Annotated in this window: 22 protein-coding genes; 12 read left to right on the top strand and 10 right to left on the bottom strand. The window is 71.3% G+C overall.

What is annotated here, in order from left to right:
• Positions 1-41: 41 nt before the first annotated feature.
• Together NQU55_RS19600 and NQU55_RS19595 are read right to left on the bottom strand one after the other, a co-directional pair.
• Entirely contained in the window at positions 42-1,169 is a 1,128-nt protein-coding gene (locus tag NQU55_RS19600) for an outer membrane protein assembly factor BamB family protein (RefSeq protein WP_168093086.1), read from the bottom strand.
• Between the two features lie 340 nt (positions 1,170-1,509).
• Positions 1,510-1,998: a hypothetical protein gene (locus tag NQU55_RS19595; protein ID WP_168093087.1), complete on the bottom strand. Its 489-nt coding sequence runs from the start codon at positions 1,996-1,998 to the stop codon at positions 1,510-1,512.
• A 160-nt stretch (positions 1,999-2,158) separates the two neighbouring features.
• On the opposite strand from NQU55_RS19595, the gene NQU55_RS19590 reads away from it, so the two are divergent.
• Positions 2,159-2,593, top strand: coding sequence for an ester cyclase (locus NQU55_RS19590; RefSeq protein WP_168093088.1), 435 nt, complete (start codon positions 2,159-2,161; stop codon positions 2,591-2,593).
• A 105-nt stretch (positions 2,594-2,698) separates the two neighbouring features.
• Here NQU55_RS19590 and NQU55_RS19585 read toward each other — a convergent pair whose 3' ends face one another.
• Together NQU55_RS19585 and NQU55_RS19580 are read right to left on the bottom strand one after the other, a co-directional pair.
• The gene (locus NQU55_RS19585) at positions 2,699-2,938 is read right to left on the bottom strand and encodes a hypothetical protein (RefSeq protein ID WP_168093089.1); all 240 of its coding nucleotides are present in this window, start codon (positions 2,936-2,938) and stop codon (positions 2,699-2,701) included.
• Between the two features lie 82 nt (positions 2,939-3,020).
• Positions 3,021-3,626 (bottom strand): carbonic anhydrase, encoded by a 606-nt coding sequence (locus NQU55_RS19580; RefSeq protein ID WP_168093090.1) that lies wholly within the window; start codon positions 3,624-3,626, stop codon positions 3,021-3,023.
• Positions 3,627-3,948: 322 nt separating this feature from the next.
• Between NQU55_RS19580 and NQU55_RS19575 the strand changes: the two genes are divergently transcribed.
• The gene (locus NQU55_RS19575; RefSeq protein ID WP_168093091.1) at positions 3,949-4,887 is read left to right on the top strand and encodes an amidohydrolase family protein; all 939 of its coding nucleotides are present in this window, start codon (positions 3,949-3,951) and stop codon (positions 4,885-4,887) included.
• 16 nt (positions 4,888-4,903) lie between these two features.
• Here the strand turns inward: NQU55_RS19575 and NQU55_RS19570 are convergent, their stop codons facing one another.
• From NQU55_RS19570 to NQU55_RS19560, 3 genes are all read right to left on the bottom strand, one after another.
• A complete protein-coding gene (locus tag NQU55_RS19570; protein WP_168093092.1) occupies positions 4,904-6,268 on the bottom strand; it encodes a cytochrome P450 in 1,365 nt (454 codons plus the stop codon).
• A gap of 418 nt (positions 6,269-6,686) precedes the next feature.
• A complete protein-coding gene (locus NQU55_RS19565) occupies positions 6,687-8,093 on the bottom strand; it encodes a S10 family serine carboxypeptidase-like protein (RefSeq protein ID WP_168093093.1) in 1,407 nt (468 codons plus the stop codon).
• A 41-nt stretch (positions 8,094-8,134) separates the two neighbouring features.
• A complete protein-coding gene (locus NQU55_RS19560) occupies positions 8,135-9,349 on the bottom strand; it encodes a phosphatidylserine decarboxylase (RefSeq protein ID WP_256790907.1) in 1,215 nt (404 codons plus the stop codon).
• 537 nt (positions 9,350-9,886) lie between these two features.
• On the opposite strand from NQU55_RS19560, the gene NQU55_RS19555 reads away from it, so the two are divergent.
• Both NQU55_RS19555 and NQU55_RS19550 read left to right on the top strand, forming a co-directional pair.
• On the top strand, positions 9,887-11,164 hold the full coding sequence (locus NQU55_RS19555) for a family 2 encapsulin nanocompartment cargo protein terpene cyclase (protein ID WP_277355349.1): 1,278 nt from the start codon (positions 9,887-9,889) through the stop codon (positions 11,162-11,164).
• 75 nt (positions 11,165-11,239) lie between these two features.
• Positions 11,240-12,097, top strand: coding sequence for a geranyl diphosphate 2-C-methyltransferase (locus NQU55_RS19550; protein WP_168093095.1), 858 nt, complete (start codon positions 11,240-11,242; stop codon positions 12,095-12,097).
• Between the two features lie 140 nt (positions 12,098-12,237).
• Here NQU55_RS19550 and NQU55_RS19545 read toward each other — a convergent pair whose 3' ends face one another.
• Positions 12,238-12,603 (bottom strand): DUF488 domain-containing protein, encoded by a 366-nt coding sequence (locus NQU55_RS19545; protein ID WP_168093096.1) that lies wholly within the window; start codon positions 12,601-12,603, stop codon positions 12,238-12,240.
• Positions 12,604-12,757: 154 nt separating this feature from the next.
• Between NQU55_RS19545 and NQU55_RS19540 the strand changes: the two genes are divergently transcribed.
• Entirely contained in the window at positions 12,758-13,339 is a 582-nt protein-coding gene (locus NQU55_RS19540) for a hemerythrin domain-containing protein (RefSeq protein WP_168093097.1), read from the top strand.
• A gap of 115 nt (positions 13,340-13,454) precedes the next feature.
• Here the strand turns inward: NQU55_RS19540 and NQU55_RS19535 are convergent, their stop codons facing one another.
• Positions 13,455-14,114: an endonuclease gene (locus NQU55_RS19535; RefSeq protein WP_168093098.1), complete on the bottom strand. Its 660-nt coding sequence runs from the start codon at positions 14,112-14,114 to the stop codon at positions 13,455-13,457.
• A 233-nt stretch (positions 14,115-14,347) separates the two neighbouring features.
• Between NQU55_RS19535 and NQU55_RS19530 the strand changes: the two genes are divergently transcribed.
• The 7 genes from NQU55_RS19530 to NQU55_RS19500 all read left to right on the top strand — a co-directional run bounded on the left by NQU55_RS19530 (position 14,348) and on the right by NQU55_RS19500 (position 20,881).
• On the top strand, positions 14,348-15,346 hold the full coding sequence (locus NQU55_RS19530) for an L-histidine N(alpha)-methyltransferase (RefSeq protein WP_168093099.1): 999 nt from the start codon (positions 14,348-14,350) through the stop codon (positions 15,344-15,346).
• 188 nt (positions 15,347-15,534) lie between these two features.
• A complete protein-coding gene (locus tag NQU55_RS19525; protein WP_256790905.1) occupies positions 15,535-16,737 on the top strand; it encodes a zinc-dependent alcohol dehydrogenase in 1,203 nt (400 codons plus the stop codon).
• The gene (locus NQU55_RS19520; RefSeq protein WP_168096608.1) at positions 16,734-17,423 is read left to right on the top strand and encodes an HAD family hydrolase; all 690 of its coding nucleotides are present in this window, start codon (positions 16,734-16,736) and stop codon (positions 17,421-17,423) included. Before NQU55_RS19525 ends, NQU55_RS19520 begins: the two co-directional genes overlap by 4 nt.
• A gap of 227 nt (positions 17,424-17,650) precedes the next feature.
• A complete protein-coding gene (locus NQU55_RS19515) occupies positions 17,651-19,768 on the top strand; it encodes a catalase (protein WP_372504747.1) in 2,118 nt (705 codons plus the stop codon).
• A gap of 16 nt (positions 19,769-19,784) precedes the next feature.
• Complete coding sequence (locus tag NQU55_RS19510) at positions 19,785-20,294, top strand: metallophosphoesterase family protein (protein WP_168095814.1); 510 nt, start codon at positions 19,785-19,787, stop codon at positions 20,292-20,294.
• Between the two features lie 114 nt (positions 20,295-20,408).
• Positions 20,409-20,660, top strand: a complete 252-nt coding sequence (locus NQU55_RS19505) for a hypothetical protein (protein ID WP_168095811.1) — start codon at positions 20,409-20,411, stop codon at positions 20,658-20,660.
• Positions 20,657-20,881 carry a hypothetical protein gene (locus NQU55_RS19500; protein ID WP_168095813.1) on the top strand — a complete coding sequence of 75 codons (225 nt, stop codon included), beginning with the start codon at positions 20,657-20,659 and terminating at the stop codon, positions 20,879-20,881. The genes NQU55_RS19505 and NQU55_RS19500 overlap by 4 nt, the downstream gene beginning before the upstream one ends.
• A gap of 112 nt (positions 20,882-20,993) precedes the next feature.
• Here NQU55_RS19500 and NQU55_RS19495 read toward each other — a convergent pair whose 3' ends face one another.
• Positions 20,994-23,684 (bottom strand): AMP-binding protein, encoded by a 2,691-nt coding sequence (locus tag NQU55_RS19495; protein WP_168095812.1) that lies wholly within the window; start codon positions 23,682-23,684, stop codon positions 20,994-20,996.
• Between the last annotated feature and the right edge of the window lie 238 nt (positions 23,685-23,922).

Raw genomic sequence — 23,922 nt, 5'->3', positions numbered from 1 at the left:
TGCCTGTGAGCAAGCCAGGCGTGCCACGCACCCGTGCGCGCTCAGTCGGAGGCGGCGGTCCCGGTGGCCCGGTAGACGTCGATCGCCCGGGCCAGGGGGTCGTAGACCAGCCCGTAGCCGTCGTTGACCAGCGACGGAGAGACCGCGCCGAGGTCCGTACGCAAGTCGCTGCCCGTGCGGGCGTCCAGGGTCATGGCCTGATCGGCTCGGGCGTAGACCACCCCGTGCCACGCCGAAGTGATGTCGGGGGCCGTACGGCCGGCCGCCTCGTCGGGCAGGCGCCACAGGACGCGGGCGGTGCGCACGTCCACGGCCCACACGGTCGCCTCGCCGGAACCGTCGGCTCCGGCGCAGACCGTCGTGTTCCAGCCGTCGTAGTGGCAACTGGACAGGGAGGTGTCGCCCGAGTTCAGGCGGGTCGCGCCGGTTACGGGGTCGATCAGCAGGGTGCCGCCGGCCTGGGTTCCGTCGGCCCGGGTCAGTCCGGGGCCGGGGTCCGACGTCATGGCCTCGCCCAGCCGGAGGTCCCGCTTCCACAACTGGTCGCCGTCGGAGGTGGCCTTGCCCACGAAGTCACCGTCGCCGCGCATGCCGACGGCCACCGACCCTTCCAGGTCCACCCCCTTGAAATCGGCGTCGGACCAGATGACTTGACCGGTCTGGCTGTCGAGCAGGGCGGACAGGGGAGGAGCCTCCGCGTAGCCCTCTTCGTACGACGCCACGAGCACGTGCCGGCTGTCGGCGCCGACCACATGAGGGGCGGCCTCAGCCGGCCTGTCCTTGCCACCGGGAATCTCGCGCGACCACACGCTCCGGCCGGTGCGTGCGTCCAGCGCGACGACGGTGATGCCGCGCCGGTCGGCGTAAGTCCCGCTGCCCTCTTCCGTGGTGTCGAAGGCGCCGATGACCTTGTCGCCGACCAGGCGCGGAGTCCGGGCGACGGTGACGCCGTCCGGTACGGCCGTGTGCCAGACGGGCTCACCGGAGTCGAGCCCGTAGGCGGTGATACCGACGTCGTCCCGGTCGTAGGCGTAGGCGAGGCGCGCGCCCAGCGCCACCATGTCGGCGGGACCGCCGTCGCCGACCGGGGAGGGCCAGGGGCCTTGGAACGTGGTGACGGGGGTCATCGGCAGGGCCCCGGCCGGGGCCGTCGGCTTCGTGTCCCGCACGCCCTCGGACCGGCGTTGGCCACCGCCGCTTCCGCACGCGGCTATCGCGGCGCAGAGCAAACCGGTGACAGCCAAGGCGGCAGACAGGCGACGCCGTCCGGGCTTACGCCGGTTCGCGGAATCCATACCCATACCCATCTCCATGGAGCTCATGGGCACCAGAGAGTGGCAGAAGCCGGATCCTCACGGAGCCGGCTTCCGGGACCGCCTTCGCCTGATCAAGTGAACTCCCGGCCGTTCCCGTGAACGGCCGCCGTCACGGTTGATCGTGGCGACGGTTACCGCGAAGTCCTTCCCGTCAGCGGCCGCGCATGGCGCAGCCGTACGGCCCGGACCCCTGCTACGCCGTGGGCCGTTCCCACCGCTTGATGATCTGCGGCTCGGCGTACGGCGCTGGCCAGGCCTGCAGGCGCAACTGTTCCGTGGTTTCGGGGGTGTTGTCCGAGTCGATGTCCGCGAGGACGGCCGCGGCCAGGTTCCGCCGGGAAGCCCGTATGCGGGTCCACCCCGCGGGCATGGCGAAGCGTGCCGCGTCGGGGAAGTAGTCGGTGCAGCCCAGCACGACGAGGCGTCCCGAGGCCAGGTTGAGGCTCGCCTCGACGATGTGGTCGTAGTCGTCGCCGTCGTCCTCCGGCTGTGCCGCGAGGACGTGGACGCTGACGGCCACGTTGACGTTGACGGCGGTGCCCACGGCCAGGGCGTCCTCGGTGACGCCCAGGCCGTCCAGGACGGTCTGCTCGGTCCACACGTCGCTGAGGTCGCCGTCGGACTCGTCGTCCAGGAGGTGGATCTGGAAGTAGTCCGCGAAGAGCTTGAGGTCTGTTGCCATGGAGGCATCATCGCTGGCGCCCCGGAGGCCACGGCGGTGGGGGTCTGGGCCGTGCCCGGCCCCGACGACGTCACCGCCCGGCATGCCGGAGGAGTGATCCTTGGCGGAGGCATGGCGCGCCATCTCCGGGGGGATCGGCTCCGTTGGTCACACTGCTCGGGTGTCCATCGAAGAGAACAAGCAGCTCGTCCGCCGCTTCTACGCCGCGATCGACAACGGTGACGTCGACGCCTTCGACGACCTCGTGGCGGAGGACTATCTGGACCACTCCCCACCGCCCTTCCCCGGTTTCAGTGCCGGCCGCGCGGGGCTGAAGGAGATCTTCCAGGTCTTCTGGGAGGCGACCCCGGGTACGCACGAGATCCAGGACCAGGTGGCGGAGGGCGACAAGGTCGCCACGCGGCTGCTGTGCCGTGGCACCCACGAGGGCGACCTCCCGGGCATCCCCGCCACGGGCAACCACGTGGAGATCACGGCGACGGTCATCCACCGCATCGAGAACGGGAAGCTGGCCGAGAAGTGGGCCGACAAGGACGTCCTGCGCTTCCTGCAACAGCTCGGTGTCGTTCCGTCGCTCGGCATTCCGAACGAGTGAGGGAGACCGGCGACCGGTGGCCCGGCGACCCGGCGACCGGAGGCCTGGTGACCGGCGACCCGGCGACCGGCGGCCGGGCCGGTGTACGGGACGGCCGCCGGGACTTCACCTCGTGCCGCCCTCCTCGGGCGTGTGACCGTCGCCGTCGTCGCCGGGCTCTTGAGGCTCCTCGGGCGCCGGGGGAGGCGTGTCCGCCGAAGGGGCCGTCTCGTCGTCTCCCTTCGCCTCCTCCGTCTCCCCGCTCGTCTCCTCGGTCCCCCCGTCTGCCTCCTCCGTCTCCTCGCCCTCCTTGCTGCGCTTCAGCCGGGCCAGGTCCGCTGCCAGCCGGTCCGAGAACAGACGCATGTCTGCCTCTGCTTTGAGGTCGAACACTGTGATCTCCTTCGTGCTCCGCCGGACCCGTCGTGCCCGGCGCCGTGCCCGGCGTTCACAGCGGCCGGAACCACTGGTCCCCGGTCGTCGCGTCGGCCCGGTGCGCCCTGACCACGCCGGTGTGCACCTCGTAGTACCAGGCGTGCACCGACAGCGTGCCGTCCTCCATCCGCTCCGCCACGCACGGATGTGCGTGGAGCCGTTCCACCTGGGCCATGGCGTGCCGCTGGACCGCTTCCGCCAGGTCGGGGGAGTCGGGCATCGCCGGCCCGGGCTGTGGGGCGGCCCGCTCCAGCCAGCCGCGCACGGCCGGCGCGCGGGAGAGGTCGTCGCCTCGCACCAGGGCGCTGACCGCGCCGCAGTGGGAGTGCCCGCACACCACGATGTCGCTGACGCCCAGGACGCGGACCGCGTACTCGATGGTGGCCGTCTCGCCGGTGGGCTGGTCGCTGCGGTACTCGGGCACGATGTTGCCCGCCGTGCGCAGTTCGAACAACTCGCCCGGCCGTGCGCCCGTGATCAGGGCGGGCACGACGCGGGAGTCGGAGCAGGTGATGAACAGTGCCTGCGGGCACTGGCCGGCTTCGAGGGCGCGGAACTCGTCGGCGCGCTCCGCCACGTGCGTAGTGAAGGACCGGGCGTTGTCTGCAAGGGACTTCATGATGGCCTTTCTCCTGCGGCCCGCGGGCATGCCGGGGAGCGCGGTGTTCAAGGTCAGCACTGGATGCCGGGTGCCGTGGTGGTGCGAGGGGCACGGCGGCCGGCGCGGGGGACAGGGGCGTCCACGGCCGGGCCGGGCTCGGCGGGTACAGCCACCCCTTTGCCAACACATTACCTTACGGAGGTGGGTCAAAGGCTGCCCAAGCAATGCCCTTGGATGCGTAATTCAGGCACAGTCGTACGGCGAACTACCAGGGCGTACGCCTTGGTAGTGAACAATCGGCGTGCGCCCCTCCGGGAATTCGAGGAGGTTCGGAAAGGCAATGACGGATCCCGTACGCATCGACGTCCACCAGCATCTGATCCCGCCAGGGCAACGCCGCGCGATCTCCGGCCGCGCCGCCGTCTTCGGCTGGCCCGCGCCGGTCTGGGACGTGCAGAGCGCGATCGCCATGATGGACCGCCGGTCGATCGCCGCCGGCGTGCTGTCGTTCGCCGCCCCGGTCGGCCCGCCGGACGACCCCGGCGGGGCCCGCGCCACGGCCCGCGCGGTCAACGAGTACACCGCGGAACTGGTCAAAGACCGGCCCGACCGGTTCGGGCACTTCGCCGTCCTGCCCCTGCCCGACGTGGACGGCGCGCTCGCCGAAGCCGCGCACGCCCTCGACGAGCTGGACGCCGACGGGGTGATGGTGCTCTCCAACGCCCACGGCCGGTACCTCGGCGACCCGCTCTTCGAGCCGCTCTGGGCCGAACTGGACGCACGCGCCGCGGTCGTCCTGATCCACCCCACCGCACCCCCGGGCGCCGCGCTCCCCGACCTGCCCGGCCCGCTCGTGGACTTCCCCTACGACACCACCCGCACCGCTCTGCACCTGGTCGTCAACGGGGTTCCGCGCCGCCACCCGCGGCTCAGGATGATCCTGCCGCACGCCGGAGGCTTCGTGCCGTACGCGGCCCACCGGTTCGCCGGCGCGGGGCGGCTGCGGCCCGACACCTCCCCGGAGGAGGTCCTGGCCGACCTGCGCCGCTTCTACTTCGACACCGCCTTCATGACCGGCCCGTCCTCGCTGCCCTCGCTCCTGGCCTTCGCGGACCCCGCGCGCGTGCTGTACGGCAGCGACTTCCCCATGGTCCCCGAGGAATGGGGCACCGGCTACGACGAGGCGCTGGACAACCACCCGCACTGGGAACCCGGGCAACTCCACGCCGTCAACCGCGGCAACGCCGAAGCCCTCCTTCCCCGGCTCGCCCGGCGCTGACCCCGCCCCGTTCCGGTCACTCCGGGACCCGCGGGCTCACGGTCATGCGGATGTCGTCGGCCGCCCGGAGCACGAACCGTTCGATCGGCGTCACCTCATGTCCCGGAACGGGCCGGAAGCGGAAGCGCTTGAGGAGCACGGCCAGGACGAGCTCGGCTTCGACCACGGCCAGGGCGGCGCCCTCGCAGCTGCGGGGCCCGATGCCGAAGGGGATGTAGGCCAGCCGCGGCCGCCTGGCCGTCTCCTCCGGGGTGAACCGCTCGGGCACGAACTTCTCGGGCTCGGGCCAGTGAGCGGGGTTCATGTGGACGGCCCGGATCGGATAGAAGACCGTCGTCCCGGCCGGAATCTCGTACTCGCCCCGCTCGCCCAGGAAGAGGGTCTCGGTCGTCTCCCGCGCGCCGTACGGCCCTGGCGGGAAGAGCCGCATCGACTCCCTGAGGACCATGTCCAGGTACGTGAGCCGACGCAGATCGGCGTACTCGGGTGCCGCACGGTCGCCGAGTACGCTGTCCAGCTCCTCGGCGACGCGTTCGGCGACGTCGGGGTGACGGCCCAGCAGGTGCAGGGTCCACGAAACCGCCACGCCGGTGGTGTGGTGGGCGGCCAGCATCATCACCATGACGGTGTCGCGGATCCGCGCGGGGCGTTCACCGGCCTCCACGAGCGCCCCGATCAGATCGCTCCTGTCGGCACGGTCGCCGACGCGGTCGCCGGAGCGGTGTTCCGCGACGACCTGATCGACCGTCGCCCGCAGATGGGCGAGGGCCGCCTGAGCCCGCTCTGACCGTTCCTCCCGTGTGCCGGGGGCGGGAACCCCGTAGAGCTGCCCCAAGTGCTCGGTGAGCACGTCCTCGAAGGCGGCCACGACCCTGCCGGGATCGGCGACCTCGCCTCCCAGCGCGTACGCGCAGATCATCCGCAGGGACAGAGCCGTGAGCTCCTGCTGCAGCTCGACGGGAGCGGTCCGGCCGGTCCGGCCGGCCTGTTCGGCCTGTTCGGCCCAGCGGTCCGCGAGCCCCGTCACGAGCGTGGTGAACCGCGCGAAATGCCGCTCGTGGGAAGGCCGGCCGGCCAGCACCGACAGCAGTAGGCGCCGCCACGGCCCGTGCTCATAGGCCGGCATCACCTGCAGATTGCCCGTCTCGAACAACGGCGCCAGGAACTCGAACAGCTGCTCCGGCCGCTTGTCGATGTGAGCGGTCCCCTCCAGCAATACGGGGTCGGCAACCGATACGGCGGCCTGCGCACCCGGAAGCTGGAAGCGCACCACAGGCCCGTACGCGGCGTGCAGTTGCAACTGGTATTGATGCAGGCCGCCCGCGGCCGCGACAGCACCGACGCCACCGTCCGCCCGGGGCTCGGGACCGGGGATGTCCATGGCTCCTCCTCGCTCTCGCCGACAGCCCGATGCGCAGGGCACCGGCCAGTCTCCTCCGCGCGGGGAAGACGGTCACCATGAACGCATACGGGACGCTGAGGCCGAGGGAGCCGGGGCGGTCACCGGCCAGGCCACACGGAGCGTCGCCCCGTCCTCGTAGACGATCATCGAGCGCGGGCCGTCGGCGTATCGCACGATCTCACCGCCTTGGACGCCTCGGGTCCCGGCGCACCGGGTAGGGACTGGCAGGTCGGCCGCAGCGCCTCAGCGCCTCGGCACCGCCGGGCGGATTGTGAAGGACACGGCCGCGGCTGCGGTCCCGTACAGCCCGTGGAAAACGGCGACCGGCTGACGGGAATGAGCCGAAGCCCGTACGCACGCTCGCAGCCGGTCGCATTCTCCTCCCTCCTGGGAGGGTTCAGGCCTTACGCATACCGGTGTTGCCGTTGCGGTGTTTGAGCTGCTGCTGCGGGTCGTAGCCGGGGAAGGGGCGGTCGAAGAGCCAGTTGTAGAGCATTTCCCGGGAGACCTGCGGCTGGAACGCGGGCACCTGGTGTCCGGAGCCGGGCACGCCGACCTGCGTCAGGTTCCCGTGCCGGCGGACGAACCCCTTCGGGTTCCCCTGCGCCTGTGTCCAGATCAGCCGGGGAGCGTTGCGCCACTCCGCGTGCTCGTGCTCGCCCTTCTGCTCCATGAGGTGGTCCAGGATCTCCTCGGTGCTGCGGTACCCGCAGGCGGTGTCGAAGTTCCCGGTGTAGAGCAGGGTCTTGTAGCCCTCGTCGATGATTTTGGCGTACCGCCAGGAGCAGTCCACCATGTTGTCCTTGACCAGCCATTCGGCCACCGGTCCGTCGTTGTCGGCGCACTGCCAGGCGACGTCCGCCGGAACGTGCAGGGACTTCTTCATCTCCTCGCTGTCCAGATAGGCCCGCAGCGCCCCCATGGGCAAGTCGTCCCAGCGGCGCACGTCGTAGAGGTCGAAGTTCCCTCCGTACGACAGGGTCGTTGCCACCAGTTCATTGCCGAGCTTGGTGGCCTTCTTCAGCTTTCCCGCATCGAGGGCTTCGCGGAAGGCGTCGTAGGCCTTGTACAGGGATTCCTTCTGGCTGATGCCGAGGAATCCGGTCGTGTAGGCGTAGTCGATCAGGGCGCGGAGCGACAGCTCGGGCTTGATCCAGCCGTTGCCGACGGCGATTCCCTTGAGATTGATGCGTCGCTCGGCCGCCTCGTGGCGGTTGCGCTCGTCGATCTCCATGGCGATCGCCGGCACGTACTTGCCGGCGTAGCTCTCACCGCAGACGTAGAGCGGGCATTGCGCGTACTCCGGGTGCGCGCCGAAGAACTTCTGCAGGCCCTCCCAGAACATCCGGCTGAGGGCCTTCTCGTCGTGGACGTACTCGCCGACGTCGGAGTAGCTGTAGCCGGTGCCGAGGGGCTGGTCCCAGAAGACGACGTGCGCCTCCTGGTTCCAGGAGCCGGGGTTCACCGATATCGTCCCGGCGGCGTCGTCGGCGACGGACAGCGGCCCGTTCTCCAGGAACAGCCCCAGCAGCGAGGAGGCGCCGGGCCCGCCGTTGAGCCAGATCAGCAGCGGCGTCCGGCTGATCAGCTCCTGCTGGTCGGGGACCGCGACGTGGGGATTGCAGGTCTGGCTCTCGAAGAACCAGTAAAAGAGGTGGTTCCGCGTGCCCGGGTGCTCCGTGCTGTCGATGTGCACATGCCCGGCGTAGGAGCGGGCCTTCTTGGTGTCCTCGGTGTAGAAGTCGATGCGCTGGGTGTTGGGGATGTTCGCCGGAATCGAGGCGACGAGGTCGTCCGCGGACATGGTTCAGCCTCCGTTCGGCAGCGGGGTCAGGGGGCAGGGGATCAGGGACTCAGGGGGCGGCGGCGCCGGGACGGCCGGTGGTAGGAGCGGCTGAACAGCCCGGTCGTCCGTTCCGGATCCTCCAGTACCCCGATACGCTGCCCCTGGAGCATTTGCAGCGCGGGGAACCGGTTGGGCTCGAAGAGCAGGATGTTCAGCGACCCGCCGTACATGAAGTTCCCGATCTCCTCTCCCTTCTCCACCCTGACCGGCTCGTCGAGGCCCTTGAACTTGGGCAGGAAATTCACGGAGGCGATCGAGTTGAGACCGACGGGCACCAGACCGACGTACCCTTCGCCGTCGCGGCGTCCGAAGCGGTCCAGGTACTCGGTCCTGATGATCACGTATCCCCGGCGGAAGTCGTCGAACATCGAGTAGTCGTAGCCGTAGCCGACGTCACCCTTGTCGAGCAGTCCGGGGAAGTCCCGCATCCCGTAGTACACGCCGCCGATGTCATCGCGGGCCTCCACCGCCTCGCCCGCCACGGGGGCGTGGTACCGGTGGTAGCTGTCGGGCATCAGGATGCACGACACCGCCGTGCCGCCGATGAAGCGGTCCGCGTAGCCGGAGTCGCCGAGCAGCTGCCTGACGTTCATGGTGACCGTCTTGACCGGGATCGGCGTCGTCTCGGTCAGCTCGTCGACGATCATGTTGATGACGCAGTCCGCCGGGGCGACCACCACGCTGTCGTCGCTCGGAGCGTCGACCGGCCGCCTCTTCTTCTTGATCTCCCGGATGAAGAACTCGTTGAAGGTCTGCCAGTCCTCGATGTGGTAGTCCTTCATGCGCTTCGGCCCGAGTTCGTCGACCCACTTGTTGATGAGTTCCTTCGCCCTGGGTCCCGACTCGTCCATCTGCAAGCCTTGCAGGTGCGTGAAGTCGGCGGTCATCTCGTACCCCGGGCCGCAGGTCACGAAGACCATGCCGTAGTCGTTCTCGTAGTTCAGCCAGCTGAACTTCTCGATGTAGTCCAGCCCGTTGTGGACGCCCGGCTGCCAGTTGTACCAGTCCGTGAAGAACTGACACAGGAAATCGATGCCCTGGTCCTTCCAGTCGCAGCGCACCTCTTCGGGTGTGTCGTCCGGGTACGGCACCACGTTCTGGACGGCCGCGCAGTACAGGGTCTTGAAACCCTTGTGGTCGTTGTGGAACCACCTGCGGATTTTGCCGAGAAAGTCTTCGAGGGTCTCCGAATACGATTCGATGTGCTGGGTCACGTTCGGGGCTCCTATGTGAGGGAGTGCCGGCGGAAGGTGCCCGCTGCCCGCTGCCCTGCAGACATCGGGCAGTGTGTGGCCGGCAGGGGTCCGCCTGCGCGCGCGCCGCCGTTCAATGTGCCGTGTCCCCGGGCCCGGGCGCGAGCGCGCAAAATGGCCATCAGCCGGCATGTGCACGAAGCGGGAAGAGGAGCGCCACCGCGCTGCATGCGGCGCGGTCCTCGGCGCGTCGAACGACTCCCGGCCGATCGGCCCGGCTAGCTCCGGCTGAGGCCTCGGGGCCTTCTGTTGAATCTGCGTCACTAGCCGACCGGATAAACATACACAGCTACATACGGATGAACTTGCGTTGCTTCTGCTGTGCGGCAGCCTGCCGATCGGTCACGCTGCTGCATGGCCTGATCGGGGTGGCGAACGGTGACCGGTGGTGCCTGCGGTTGCCGCCGCGCGCATCGTCGGCCGGGTGCCGTGACCCAGAACTCCGGTGTCACGGACCGCCGTTCACGATGCCTGCTCGCGTAGCGAAGGGACCCCCGGATGCCCCAGCTCGACCGCGCTTCTCCGCTCAACGCGGGTGCGCGCAGTGCCCTCCGCCCACACGATCTCGCACCCGGCGCCACGGCACCGGCTGTGGCGGACGCGCTGCACGGGCTCCTCGCCGGGCCGACGGGGCTGGGCACGTCGGCGGCCCGCCTGTTCCGTACGGATCTCGCTCCGTCGGTGGGAGACGGGCGGCAGGTTTCCGGAACCCCCGGTGCGTCGGCGCTTGCGCAGTCCACGGACGCCGAGGCCGCCGGGGCCCGGCCCGCAGAAGGGTCCTCGGGCGGGTCCTCGGAGGGTTCCTCGGAGGGGTCTTCCGTGCGCGTACCGCCGCTCTACTGCCCGGATGCCGAGCGGGACGACCCGGCCCTCGGCGAAGAGGTGAACAACCGGCTGGTCGAGTGGGCGGAGGAGATCGGGATCTTCCAGGGCCGTCTCGAGCGGCTGCGGTCCCACAACTTCGGCCGGCTCTTCATGCTGGCCCATCCCGACACCGACGACCCGGAGCGCATCCTCATCGCCGCCAAGTGCGGTCTCTCCGAATGGGCCGTGGACGACCACTGGGTCGACGAGGGGGAGGACACCACCCCCGAGCTGATCGGCTCCCGCCTGGCCATGGCCCACGCCGTCGTCGACCCCGTCCGGCTCCCGGCCCGCTACCTGGCGGAGTTCGAGAACCTCGTCCGGAAGGAGCCGGTCCTGCGCGCCTTCCGCTCCTGTCTCGATCACCTGGCGGAGATCGCGAGCCCCACCCAGGTCGCCCGGCTGCGTCACGAACTGGCCGTGATGTTCGTGGGCTACAACCAGGAGGCGGAGTGGCGCAGCTCCGGGCGGACCCCCGCCGTGTGGGAGTACATGCTGCACCGCTACGAGAACGCCTTCTACCCGTGCATGGTCCTGATCGACCCGGTCGGCGGCTACGAGCTCCCGGCCGCGGAATTCGCCGACGCGCGCGTGCGCCGCACCTATCTGTACGCCGGCACGGCCAATGTGCTGCTCAACGACCTGTATTCGATGAGCAAGGAAGACCCCACCGACACCAACCTTCCCAACCTCATCGCCGGCGAGGACAACTGCTCGCTGCAGGAGGCCGTCGACCGCGCGGCGTGCATCCACGACGAGCTCATGCACACCGTGGAGGCGGAGTGCGCCCTCCTGAGCGCGGCCGGCTCTCCCGAGCTGCGGCGCTACCTCGCGGGGCTGTGGGCCTGGATGGGCGGCAGCAAGGAGTGGCACGCCACCAGCCCCCGGTACCACGGCCCGCCGTCTCAGTGAGCCGCGTCGCGCAGGCCCCCGCAACGGCCCAGTGAAGCCATATCAGTTCATCAGCTAACGGAAAGAGAAGACACGGTGACCATTCAGGAGACCCACGCCCCGGTTCTCGCCAGTGCTTACCAGCGGTCCGTCGCCGACTACTGGAACCGGGAGAAGAACCCGGTCAACCTCCGCCTCGGCGAAGTGGACGGCATCTACCACCACCACTACGGAATCGGCGATGCCGACTGGTCGGTCCTGGAAGGCCCCGAGGAGACCCGCGACGAGCGGATCACCGCCGAACTGCACCGCCTGGAGTGCGCCCAGGCGGACCTGCTGCTGAGCCACCTGGGCCCCATCGGCCCCGACGACCACCTGCTGGACTCCGGGTCGGGCCGCGGCGGCAGCAGCCTCGTGGCCAACCAGCGGTTCGGCTGCCACGTCGACGGGGTCTCCATCTCCGAGACCCAGGTGGCGTTCGCCAATGAGCAGGCCGGCAAGCACGGCGTGGCCGACAAGGTGCGCTTCCACCTCAAGAACATGCTGGACACGGGCTTCGAGACGGGCCGGTTCCGGGCCATCTGGAACAACGAGAGCACCATGTACGTCGACCTGTCCCAGCTGTTCCCGGAGTACGCCCGGATGCTGAGCCACGGCGGGCGGTACGTGACCATCACCGGCTGCTACAACGACGCCTACGGGCTGCCGTCGCGGGCCGTCAGCGAGATCAACGCCCACTACATCTGTGACATCCACCCGCGGAGCAGCTACTTCAAGGAGATGGCGAAGAACCGTCTCGTCCCGGCCGCCGTCCTGGACCTGACCGAGGCCACCATCCCGTACTGGGAGCTGCGCGCCCAGTCGCCGCTGGCCACGGGCATCGAGAAGGCCTTCCTGACCGCGTACAAGGACGGCAGCTTCCAGTACCTGCTCATCGCGGCCGACCGGGTCTGACCGGCTCTGACCGGGTCCGACCGGGCACAGCCCTTCGGCCCCCGACGGAGAGTTCGTCGGGGGCCGAAGCGCTGGCTGCTGCCGCGTGCCGCGTGCCGCGTGCCGCGTGCCGCTCGGGCCGCTCGGGCCGCTCGCGGGCGTCACCTCCGCGTCAGGAGCTCCCCGAGAACTGCTGCGGCGCTGATGTCGCGGTCCTTCGTCGCGGTGAGAAGGGTGACGGTTCCGTGCCGGGCCAGGTCCTTCAGGTGCCGGAGCGCCGCCGCGTGGGCCGTGTCGTCCAGCTCGGAGTGGTACCGGCGGGTGAACTCCTCGAAGCGGGCGGGGTCGTGTCCGTACCACTTGCGCAGCTCGGTGGAGGGCGCGACGTCCTTGCACCACTCGTCGAGTGCGGCGGCGTCCTTGCTCAGACCTCGCGGCCAGATGCGGTCGACGAGCACCCGGCTCCCGTCGGTCTCCTCGGGCGGGTCGTAGACCCTGCGCACCCGCACCTGCCGTGACCGCTGCATGGGCCCATCGTTCCGCGCGTCCGGGCGGAACGCACGTGGAGCGGGGCCGGGGCCGGGGTCCGGTCCGGGACTTCCGGTCGTGTCAGGGACGCGTTCCGGGGTAGCCGCAGAACCGTGCCGACGCATACGACCGACATCCCCGAGGAGGACACTCATGGGGTACCCGGACACCGCCGGCCTGCGGCCGGAGAGCAATGACGTCGTGGCTCTGCTCATGAAGCAGCACGAGGAGATCCGGACTCTGCTCGACGAAGTACTGGAACACACCGGAGAGGAGCGGCGGCATACCTTCCGGCATCTCGTCCACCTGCTCGCGGTGCACGAGACCGCCGAGGAAGAGGTCGTCCACCCCTATGCCCGGCGGGCCGCGGAGGGCGGCGAACACGTGGTGGCCGACCGGCTCAAGGAGGAGGACGAGGCCAAGCGGGCGCTGAAGCGGCTGGAGAGCCTGGATCCCGACGGCCCCGCCTTCGTCGAGGAGTTCACGTCCCTGCGCGAGTCCGTGCGCGCCCACGCGCGGGCCGAGGAGACGTACGAGTTCACCCGGCTGCTGGACGCCGGCGACCCTGCCCGGCTGCAGGCGCTCGCCAAGGCCGTGCGCGCGGCGGAGGCCGTCGCACCGACACGCCCGCACCCGGGGACGGATTCCGCCGCCAAGAACGCCCTGTTCGGCCCTCCCGCCGCCGTGGCGGACCGCGCCCGTGACGCGATGCGCAAGGTGCTGGGCCGGAGCTGAGCCGGGGCGAGGCCGTCGACCCGGCGCCGACCGTGGGACGGTGGGCCCTCACCTCGGTCGGCAGCCGTCTCGGTGACGACGCCCCGCCGGCCTGCGGGGCGTCCTTCGGCGCCGGTCAGGTCCCCTTCCGGGCGGCTTTCCTCACTTCTTCGGCGACCTCCTTGTCCAGGGCGGCCCTCACCAGCGCGGCCGCGAACGCCGGAGCATCGTCATGCTTGACGAGCCCTGCCAGCGCGCCGGACGCGCGCGGCAAGCCGAGGCGTGCGGCTCCCTCGGCGGCCTTGGCGTCGAAACACGGGTGCACCTCCGGCCACACGCCCTGGACTTCCCGCAGGAAGATGTTCACGCCCGCCGGCCCGAGTCCCGGAAGCTCTTGCAGCAGCTTCCGCAGCCGCCCGGGATCGCCGTCCGCTTCCTCGCGCAGCCGCCGGACGTCGCCGCGATAGCGGTCGAGCAGGAGGTGCGCGCCGTCGCCGAGCTGGGTGGCCGTGCGCTCGTCGTAGCGGCGGTAGCCGCCCTTGCCCAGGGCGTCCACGCGCTGCTGCCAGGTCGCCCCGGCCATCCGCCGCGGATCCTTTATCCCGGCCTCCGCCAGGCAGCGTGCGGCTGCGACCGCGACGGGCGCCCGGATCCGCGCACTGAGCAGACAGGCCAGAACCACGAGCCGGTACAGCGGCTGCGGGGTGTCCCGCAGCCGGATGCCCGCCTCCTCGGCGTACGTCCGCCCGTACATCCGCAGCAGCGTGGCCGCGGTCCGCTGGTCGCCGGTGCTCATGGGACGAGTGTGTCCTGCTCCGGCCCCGCCCGGTCGGCGGACGCCCGTCGTCGCCTCGCCCGCTCCGCGCGATCACCCGGAAGGCCGAAGCCATTCGGGAAGGCCGGAATCGGCTGGAGGGCGGCTCCGGCGGCGGCCGTACGGCCTCTGACCCGCTCTCCTGCGCAAGCGATGCCGCGGGGGCGGTGATAGGACGGGGCGAAGGCCGGCGGCCCGAGAGCCAGGAGCAGTGGATGAGCGTGGAGCGTCTCGGGGCCGGTGTCGTCGAGGTCGCTCTCGCGCCGGACTCGCGGCCGGCCGGCGGCGAGGAGGACGAGCTGCGGGCGGGCCTCGCCGAGAGGCCTCGCCGGATCCCGCACCGCTACGGCTACGACACGGTGGGCTCACAGCTGTTCGAGGAGATCAGCCGCCTGCCCGCCTACTACCCTCCTCGCTCGGAACGCAGGCTGCTGCGCGACCACGGAGCCGAGATGGTGCGCCTGTCGGGCGCCACCGAACTCGTGGACCTCGGGGCCGGCAGCGCGGAGAAGTCGGAGATCCTGCTCGCGGCCATGGAGACGAGCGGGCTCCTCGGTGCGTACACCGGCATCGACGTGAGCCTCGAACCGATGCGGGCCGCCGCCCGCCGTCTCGGGACCCGGTGGCCGGCGGCCCGCATCACTCTGGTGCACGGCGACTTCGCCACCGCCCTGCCGTGGCTCCGGGGCGGCGGGACAGGACGCCTCATGGTCATGCTCGGCAGTACCTTCGGGTGTCTGACGCCACCCGAGCGGTCCGGCTTCCTGCGCGCCTTGCGGGCCTGCTGCGGACCGGGCGACCACGTGCTGATCTGCGCCGACCTCTTCCAGCCGGTGGACGCCGTACGCCGGGCCTACCGCGCCGGCTGCACGGGGGAACGGCCGGTGCGCCGTTTGTTCGCCCTCAACACCCTGGCTCACCTCAACAGGGAATACGGAGCCGATTTCGACCCGGCCTTCTTCGAACCGGACGTGGTCTACGACGTCCCCCGCAGGCAGGTCCGAGGTGAGATCCGCAGCACCAGGCGCCAGCGGGTGGTGGTCTCACGGCTCGGCACGGCCCTCGACTTCGCCGAGGACGAGACGTTCTTCTTCGACGTGCTGCACAAGTTCGAGCTGGGCGAACTGCTGGGGGAAGTGGAATCCTTCGGCTTCCGGTGCCGCCGACACTGGGTGGAGGAGGAATTCCAGTACGCGGCCCTGCTGCTGAGGTGAGCCGAGTCGTCGGGCACGGCTCGCAGGGGGGCGCTGAGGCCGTACGGGGTGCCCGGCACGGGACCTGCCGCCGCGTTGTTTGCCCGTCCCGCCCCGGGGAACCCGGGACCCGTCACCAGCCCCGCGCCGGTGGACGCCGGTGCGGGGCTGCCGGTGGGCGAACACCGGCGAAAGCACAAGGAGACACCATGCGGGCCCTGACCTGGCACGGCAGACGGGACGTCCGGGTGGAGACCGTTCCCGACCCCCGGCTGGAGGACCCCACGGACGTGATCGTCCGCGTCACCTCCACCGGCATCTGCGGATCGGACCTCCACCTCTACGAGATCCTCGGCCCCTACCTGGAGCCCGGGGACATCCTCGGCCACGAGCCGATGGGCATCGTCGAGGAGACCGGCCCGGCCGTCAGCGCCGTGGTGCCCGGCGACCGGGTCGTCGTGCCCTTCAACGTGTCGTGCGGCGCCTGCTTCATGTGCGGCCAGGGACTGCACTCGCAGTGCGAGACCACCCAGGTACGGACCCGGGGCAAGGGCGCCGCCCTCTTCGGGTACAGCAAGCTCTACGGACAGGTGCCCGGTGGCCAGGCGGAGTTCCTGCGGGTGCCGTTCGGGAACACCTTGCCCGTCAAGGTGCCCCACGGCCCGCCCGACGAGCGGTACGTCTACCTCTCCGACGTCCTGCCCACGGCGTGGCAGGCCGTCGAGTACGCCGCGATCCCGCCCGGCGGCAGCGTGACCGTCCTCGGCCTGGGACCCATCGGCGACATGGCCGCCCGGATCGCCCTGCACCGGGGCGCCGGCCTGGTGGTGGGCGTGGACCTGGTGCCCGAGCGGCTGGCACGGGCCGCCGCCCGCGGCGTCACCGTCCTCGACCTGCGCTCCCACACCGGAGGTGGCGATGTCGTCACCGCCGTCCGCGACCTGACCGCGGGCCGCGGCACCGATGCCGTCATCGACGCCGTCGGCATGGAGGCCCACGGATCCTCGGGCGCGAAGGCCGCCCAGCAACTCGTCGGATTCCTGCCCGACGCCTGGGCGGAAAAGCTCATGGAACGGGCCGGTGTGGACCGCATGGCCGCGCTCCGCACCGCGATCGAAGCGGTCCGGCGCGGCGGCACGATCTCCCTCTCCGGCGTGTACGGAGGGATGACGGACCCACTGCCGATGCTGACGCTCTTCGACAAGCAGATCCAGCTGCGCATGGGCCAGGCCAACGTCCACCGCTGGGTGCCCGACATCCTGCCCCTGCTCACCGACGCCGACCCGCTGGGCGTCGAGGGCTTCGCCACGCACACCCTGCCCCTGGAGGACGGCCCCGGCGCCTACCGCACCTTCCAGGCCAAGCAGGACGGCATGGTCAAGACCGTGCTCACCCCGGGAGCGGTGGCATGAGCCCCCGGCCCCGGGCGGCGCTGTTCGACGTGGACGGCACTCTGGTCGACACCAACTACCTGCACGCGGTCAGCTGGTGGGAGGCGTTCCACCAGGCCGGGCACCGGGTCGCCATGACGGACATCCACCACACCGTCGGCATGGGATCGGGCCGGCTGCTGGACCGCCTGCTCGGCGAGGACCGCGACCGGGCCGGGGACGAGGCCGTCAGCTGTGCGCACAAGGCGATCTACGCGACGTGGTTCGACCGGCTGCCGGTCCTCGACGGCGCGCCCGACCTGCTGCGGGCCCTCGCGAGCCGCGGCTGGCGGATCGTCCTGGTGACCTCCGCCCAAGGCTCCGAGCTCGGCGCGCTCCGCCGCGCGATCGGCGCCGACGACGTCATCCACGCCGCCACCAGCGCCGACGACGTGGACTCCAGCAAGCCCGCGCCGGATCCCGTCCACCAGGCGCTGGAGCAGGCCGGGACCGACGCCGGACGTGCCCTGTTCGTCGGGGACACCGTGTGGGACGTCAAGGCGGCCCGCGCCGCCGGGGTGGACTGCGTCGCCCTGCGATCGGGCGGCATCGCCCGCGCCGAACTCGAGGCGGAGGGCGCCGTGGCCGTCTACCGGAACCCGGCCGACCTGCTGGCAGGGCTGGACGACAGCCCGTTCGCCGGCCGGGAACGGGAAGGCGAACGGTAAGGCGCCGGGCCCGCCTCCCCACGGCACCCGTTCGTGCCCCGCCGTCGGCCGACGGACCGGCGGACCGGCGGTGCGCAGGCACACCGCTGGGCCACCTGGAGCATTCCCGGCGCGGGCGGCCCACCCGTTTCGGCTTGCCGCCCCCGGGCAGGCGGGTCAGCCTGAAGGGGCGAGCGGCGCCGCCGCCGGCCCCGGGAGAACCGCATGACGAGGAAGGACGTACACGCGTGCCCGCTCACTCCGCGTCAGGCCGAGGCTCCTCGGACCCGGACGCCAAGGACCAGCAGCTGGACCGGTTCCGCGCCGCGCCGCGGCACGACGCGCTCACCACCGACCAGGGGGTGCGCGTCGACGACACCGACAACGCCCTGCGCGCCGGGCACCGCGGCCCCACCCTGCTGGAGGACTTCCACAACCGCGAGAAGATCACGCACTTCGACCACGAGCGCATCCCCGAACGCGTCGTGCACGCCCGGGGTGCGGGCGCCTACGGCTACTTCGAGCCGTACGCGTCGCTCAGCGAGTACACCTGCGCCGACTTCCTCGCCGAGGCGGGCCGCCGCACACCGGTGTTCGTCCGATTCTCCACCGTGCAGGGGCCGCGCGGATCCGCCGACACGGTCCGCGACGTCCGCGGCTTCGCCACCAAGTTCTACACCCGCGAGGGCAATTACGACCTCGTCGGCAACAACATGCCGGTGTTCTTCATCCAGGACGCGATCAAGTTCCCCGACTTCGTGCACGCGGTGAAGATGGAGCCGCAGAACGAGATGCCCACCGGCGCCTCCGCGCACGACACCTTCTGGGACTTCTGCTCCCTCCAGCCCGAGTCGACCCACATGCTGATGTGGCTGATGTCGGACCGGGCCATCCCGCGCAGCTTCCGGATGATGCAGGGCTTCGGCGTGCACACCTTCCGCTTCGTCACCGCCGACGGGCGCGGCACGTTCGTGAAGTTCCACTGGAAGCCCGCGCTCGGCGTCCACTCCCTCGTGTGGGACGAGGCGCAGATCGCGGCCGGCCGCGACCCCGACTTCAACCGCCGCGACCTGTGGGAGGCCATCGAGGCGGGCGCGTACCCGGAGTGGGAGCTCGGCGTCCAGCTCGTGCCGGAGGAGGACGAGTTCGCCTTCGACTTCGACCTGCTCGACGCCACGAAGATCATCCCCGAGGAGCAGGTGCCCGTACGGCCGGTCGGCCGGCTCGTCCTCGACCGCAACCCGCAGAACTTCTTCGCCGAGACCGAACAGGTCGCCTTCCACACGGCGAACGTCGTCCCGGGCATCGACTTCACCAACGACCCGCTGCTCCAGGGACGCAACTTCTCCTACCTCGACACCCAGCTGATCCGCCTCGGCGGGCCCAACTTCAGCCAGCTCCCCGTCAACCGGCCGATCGCGGACGTCCACCACAACCACCGCGACGGCTTCGGTCAGCAGGTCATCCACCCGGGCACCAACTACTTCCCGAACTCGCTCGGCGGCGGCTGCCCCGCCCACGCGGGCGCGGGCGGCGGCGCCGGGGTCTTCCGGCACTACGCGGAGCGCGTGGACGGCGACAAGATCCGGGTGCGCAGCGAGAGCTTCAAGGACCACTACAGCCAGGCGGCGCTGTTCTGGAACAGCATGGCCGACTGGGAGCGGCGGCACATCGTCGAGGCGTTCCGCTTCGAGCTGGGCAAGGTCAACGCGGTCGAGGTGCGCGAGCGGATGACCGGCAACCTCGCCCACGTCAGCCAGGACCTGGCGGCCGAGGTCGCCGAGGGCCTCGGCCTGCCCGCCCCGGCACCGGTCGGCGGCGTCACCTCGGCCGCCTCACCCGCCCTCAGCCAGGAGAACCTGGCCGGCGAGGGCATCCGCACCCGCAAGGTCGCCGTCCTGGCCGCCGACGGCACGGACGCCGGGCAGGTCACGGCGGTCCGCGACCGGCTCACCGCCCGGGGCGCGATCGTCGAGGTCCTGGCCGCCAGGGCCGGCACCGTCCAGGGCGCCGGAGGCGAACCCCTCGACGTCGACCGCGCCCTGCCGACCATGGGCTCCGTCCTCTACGACGCGGTCCTCGTCCCCGACGGCGCCCGGGCGGTCTCCGCCCTGGCCGCCGACCCCGCGGCCGTGAGGTTCGTCGAGGAGGCGTACCGGCACGGCAAGCCGCTGGCCGTCCTCGGCGAAGGCACCCGGCTGCTCACCGCCGCGCGGCTGCCCGAGGACACCGTCCTGGGCGAGTCCGCTCCGGACTACGGGGTGTTCACCGGCAACGGCACCGCCCCGGCGGAGGACCTCGCCGACGCCTTCGCCGACGCCGTCGGGCAGCACCGGTTCCCCCACCGTCCCGGACTGCTCAACTGAGGTGGGGGCCGGCGTCATGCGGCTGCTGCTGACCTCCGACACCCACCTGCCCACCCGGGCCCGCAGGCTGCCGCCGCCCCTCCTGGCCGCGATCGACGACGCCGACGTCGTCCTCCACGCCGGTGACTGGACCGACGTCGCCACCCTGGAGCTGTTCACCGCCCGCGCCCGCCGCCTCATCGCCGTCCACGGCAACAACGACGGCCCCGAACTGCGTGCCCGCCTGCCCGAGACCGCTCACGCCGAGCTCGGCGGGCTGCGCTTCGCCGTCGTCCACGAGACCGGCCCGGCCCGCGGCCGTGAGAGCCGCTGTGCCGAACGCTTCCCCTCCACCGACGTCCTGGTCTTCGGCCACAGCCACATTCCCTGGGACACCACCGCCCCCGGCGGCCTGCGCCTGCTGAACCCCGGCTCACCGACCGACCGGCGCCGCCAGCCCTACCGCACGTACGTGACCGCCAGTGCCGCCGACGGAAGGCTCACGGCGGTGACTCTGCACCGCATCGAGGCGGCAGAGGCCGGGTAGGACCACGGGCCGCCGCCACCGCATGCCCTGCCGGGTTCCGGGTACCCGGGGCGCGCCCACCGCATCCGCGCGGTGGGGTGAACGCCCACGACCGCGACCACGGAGGTGGCCGACATGGCCCGGCAGCAGCCCAGGAAGACACCCCGCGACCAGCGTGGACCAGGAGCCCATTCCGGTCAGGAGAGCCAGGCGCGCGAGCGCTCCGTGCCGGGTACGGCGAGCGCCCGAGAGGGCTACCGGACAGAGGGAGGCACCGCGCACGACGAGGCCCTGGAAGGAGTGAGGGCGAGCGGCGAGCGAGGGGAGAAGGACAGGGACAAGGAGCGGACGCGCGACGAGGGGCACGGCAAGAGGACCCAGCCGTGACCGGCCGGCGCGGCGAGAAGCCCGCGGGGCACCGCAAGGCCGTTCCCCGGGACATGCAGGACCAGCAGGCGGCCGCCGCACCGGAGCGGGACCGGGCGGGCCCGGCCCCCTCCCGCGGCTCGAAGAACGCCCGCAAAGCCGAGGGCGCCGGGGGAGGGGAGCAGCGCACCGACAGGACCGGTGACCTCAAGCAACCGAAGGCGGACGAGCCCCCGGACTGAAGCCGGCGCCCGGACGGGGGCGGCTGCGTGTGACGCCGTGGGGCGACCGCCCGGCACCGGAGGCGCGCCCGGCACCGGAGGCGGCAGCGGCCACGGCGACCGACGCCGCCGCCTACCCGGCCAGCGCCCCGCCGAGGTCGCCCCGGGTCGTGCCCGTGACCGTGCCCGGGGCCGCCGGTGCGTCCGGCCCCGTCGCGGGCTCCTTCGCGGCCGGCCGGCGGGCGAACGGCAGCCTGCGCATCAGACGCGTCGCCACCGTGGCGTACGCGATGCCGATGACGAGCGAGGCGCACAGCGCCAGCACCGGCGAGTGGTCCTTGAGGTGCGGGTATACCTGCCAGTGCGTCAGGTAGATGGAGAGCGAGCTGCCGGCCAGCAGGCCGGCCGCCCGGTTCAGGGTCCTGGTGCTGGGCAGGACCGGGAACCACACCAGCAGGAGCAGGCCGGAGATGACCACGGCCTCCCGCTGGGACTGGCCGGGGAGGTGGAAGAGGCCCGGTACGGACGCCAGGACCGTCGTCGTCACCAGCAGGCGGTGCCGCAGGGTGCTCGCCTTGGCCGCGGCCCAGCCCAGGGCGAAGAGCCAGAAGACGACGACCGGCGTCAGGTGCGGGACGCGCAGGTCGAACCCGGGGAGGTTGTAGCGGGTGACCAGCCCGACCCCTATCAGGGCGGCGGGGAAGGCGAACGGGAACCGGCGTTCGGTACGGTCCAGCGCGGGGACGGCCAGGCAGACGGCCAGGGCGACCAGGAAGTAGACGAGGGCCTCGACGAACCAGTAGTGCCACTCCTGCCGGCCTTCGTGCGAGCCGATGACGCTGTTGAGCAGAACGGCGTTCTCGGGGTCGTAGCCCCGGCCGAGGAAGACCACGAGGCTGATCCAGGCGACGCTCGGCAGGGCGATGCGCGCGATGCTGTGCCATGCGTGCCGGGCGCGCTCGCGGCGCGGCGCCGAGGTGAGGTGGAAGCGGGCGAAGTTGAAGCCGGCGATGCCCAGCAGCACGTGCGCCCCGCCCTGGACGGCGAACAGGGGTATGTGGGAGCCGACGATGAGGACGATGGCGACGGCGCGGAGGGCGACTCCGGTCTCCAGCGTGCGGATGCGGCGCGCGGCCGGGCGCGTCCCGGGCCGGGGGAGGGGATCCGCAGGCCGGAGTTCGCGGATCGGCCGGGTGTGCCAGTCGGCGGGGAGGCGGCCCAGCGCCCGCTCGATCCGCAGCGACATCTCCACGTAGGAGAGGGAATCGCCGCCGAGGCCGACGAAGGTGCTGTCCTCGGTGACGTCCGTCCGGCCGAGGACCTCCGCGTAGTGACGGCAGAGTGCCGTGGTGACGGTGCCGGCCGTCGTGACGACTACGGCCGTCGTCTCGCGCGTCGTCGCCGGTTCCGAGGATCCGGGAGCCCGCGCCTGCCGCCGTACGGCCCGGTAGTCGGGCTTGCCCGTGGCGAGCCGTGGCAGTTCGGCGAAGTGGCGTACGTGCACGGTGTGGACGGGTAATCCGCTCACTCCCGCCGCCAGCCGCCGCAGCTGCGCGAGGTCGCGGGGACGGGGGCCGGTGACGGCCACGATCAGCCGCTCGTCGTCACCCGTGCAGCACGCGGTGATGCCGTGCCCCTCCAGGACCGACTCGACGCGCTCCGGGTCGATGCGCAGGCCGAGGATCTTCAGGAACCGGCTGCTCCGGCCGATCACCTCGTACAGCCCACTGTCCGTGCGCCGCGCGATGTCCCCGGTGCGCAGCTCGTCGACGGTGCGCCCGAGGCGCAGGTCCGCCGGGGTCCGGGCGTAGCCCAGCATGACGTTCGGCCCGCGGTACACCAGCTCGCCGGCGCCGGGGCCGGCCGGGTCGCCGGGCAGGGGCTCGATGCGCAGGGATCCGCCGGGGACGGGGACGCCGATCGACCGCGGGTGTGCGAAGACGAGCTGGGGCGGCAGGTAGGCCATGCGGGCGGTGGCCTCGGTCTGCCCGTACATCACGAACAGGTCCCAGCCGGCGCGTCGGCCCAGGTCCGCGTAGCTGGCCACGCGCTCGGGCGCCAGCCGGCCGCCCGCCTGGGTGACATAGCGCAGGTGGGGCAGGCGCATGGCGGCGAAACCGACCCTGTCGAGCAGGTCGAAGGTGTGCGGGACCCCGGCGAAGGACGTGCCGCGGGCGGAGCGGAAGAGGTCCCAGAAGCGGGGGTCGGCCACGGAGAGGTCGGTGAGGATCAGCCCCGCGCCGCGCAGGAGGTGGCTGTGGACCACCGAGAGGCCGTAGCAGTAGTGCATGGGCAGCGTCGTGGCGGCCCGGTCGTCCTCACGGATGTCCAGGCACGAGCTGATGGATTCCGCGTTCGCCTGGAGGTTGGCGTGGGAGAGGCGCACGAGTTTCGGCGAGCCCGTCGATCCGGAGGTGCTCAGCAGCAGCGCGAGGTCGGGGTGGAGCTCGTGCGCCGGGACGGCGCGGCGCTCGTCGAGGTGCCACGTGCCGTCGTCGGCGGGCCGCGCGACCACGTCGGGGTCGTAGGCGGCGGTGAGCGATTCCACCGCGGAGCCGCTGTCCGGTGCCAGGAGGACGGGGTGGCCGGCGGCCAGGGCCGCGAGATGCACGACGAGGGCATCGGCCGTGTTGGCGCCGGCGAGCAGCACGAGACGCCGGCGGGGGCCGAGGCGCTCGGCGACGGCCGTCACGCGCTCGGCGAGCTCGCGGTACGAGACCTCACCGGCGGAGGTGATGAGGGCCGTGCGATCACCATGAGTTGCGAGGGCGCGGGCGAAGGGGACTGATGCGACTCCGTTTGGCTGGCCGAAAGAGAGCGTCACGCTGAGTATCGTAGATAAGGGTTGCTTTACCTGGAAGCCCGGCGGAGAGGGTCTTTTCCGGAAGGTTAACTTCCCTGTATCTGCCTGGAAATATGGGCCTTGACCTGCGGCAATGATCCAAAGCCGTTACGGGTCGGCGTTCCGGGCGGCTTTCTAGATCATTCGGCGGGGCTCTCCGCCCTTTGGCCGGGCTTTACCTTGACGCTTGGCTGTCGACGTTCCTCATGAGGTGTTTTCG

The sequence above is a fragment of the Streptomyces telluris genome, assembly GCF_024519335.1.
GTDB classification, from domain to species: Bacteria; Actinomycetota; Actinomycetes; order Streptomycetales; family Streptomycetaceae; genus Streptomyces; species Streptomyces telluris.
This window is presented reverse-complemented; position numbering and strand designations above follow the sequence as displayed.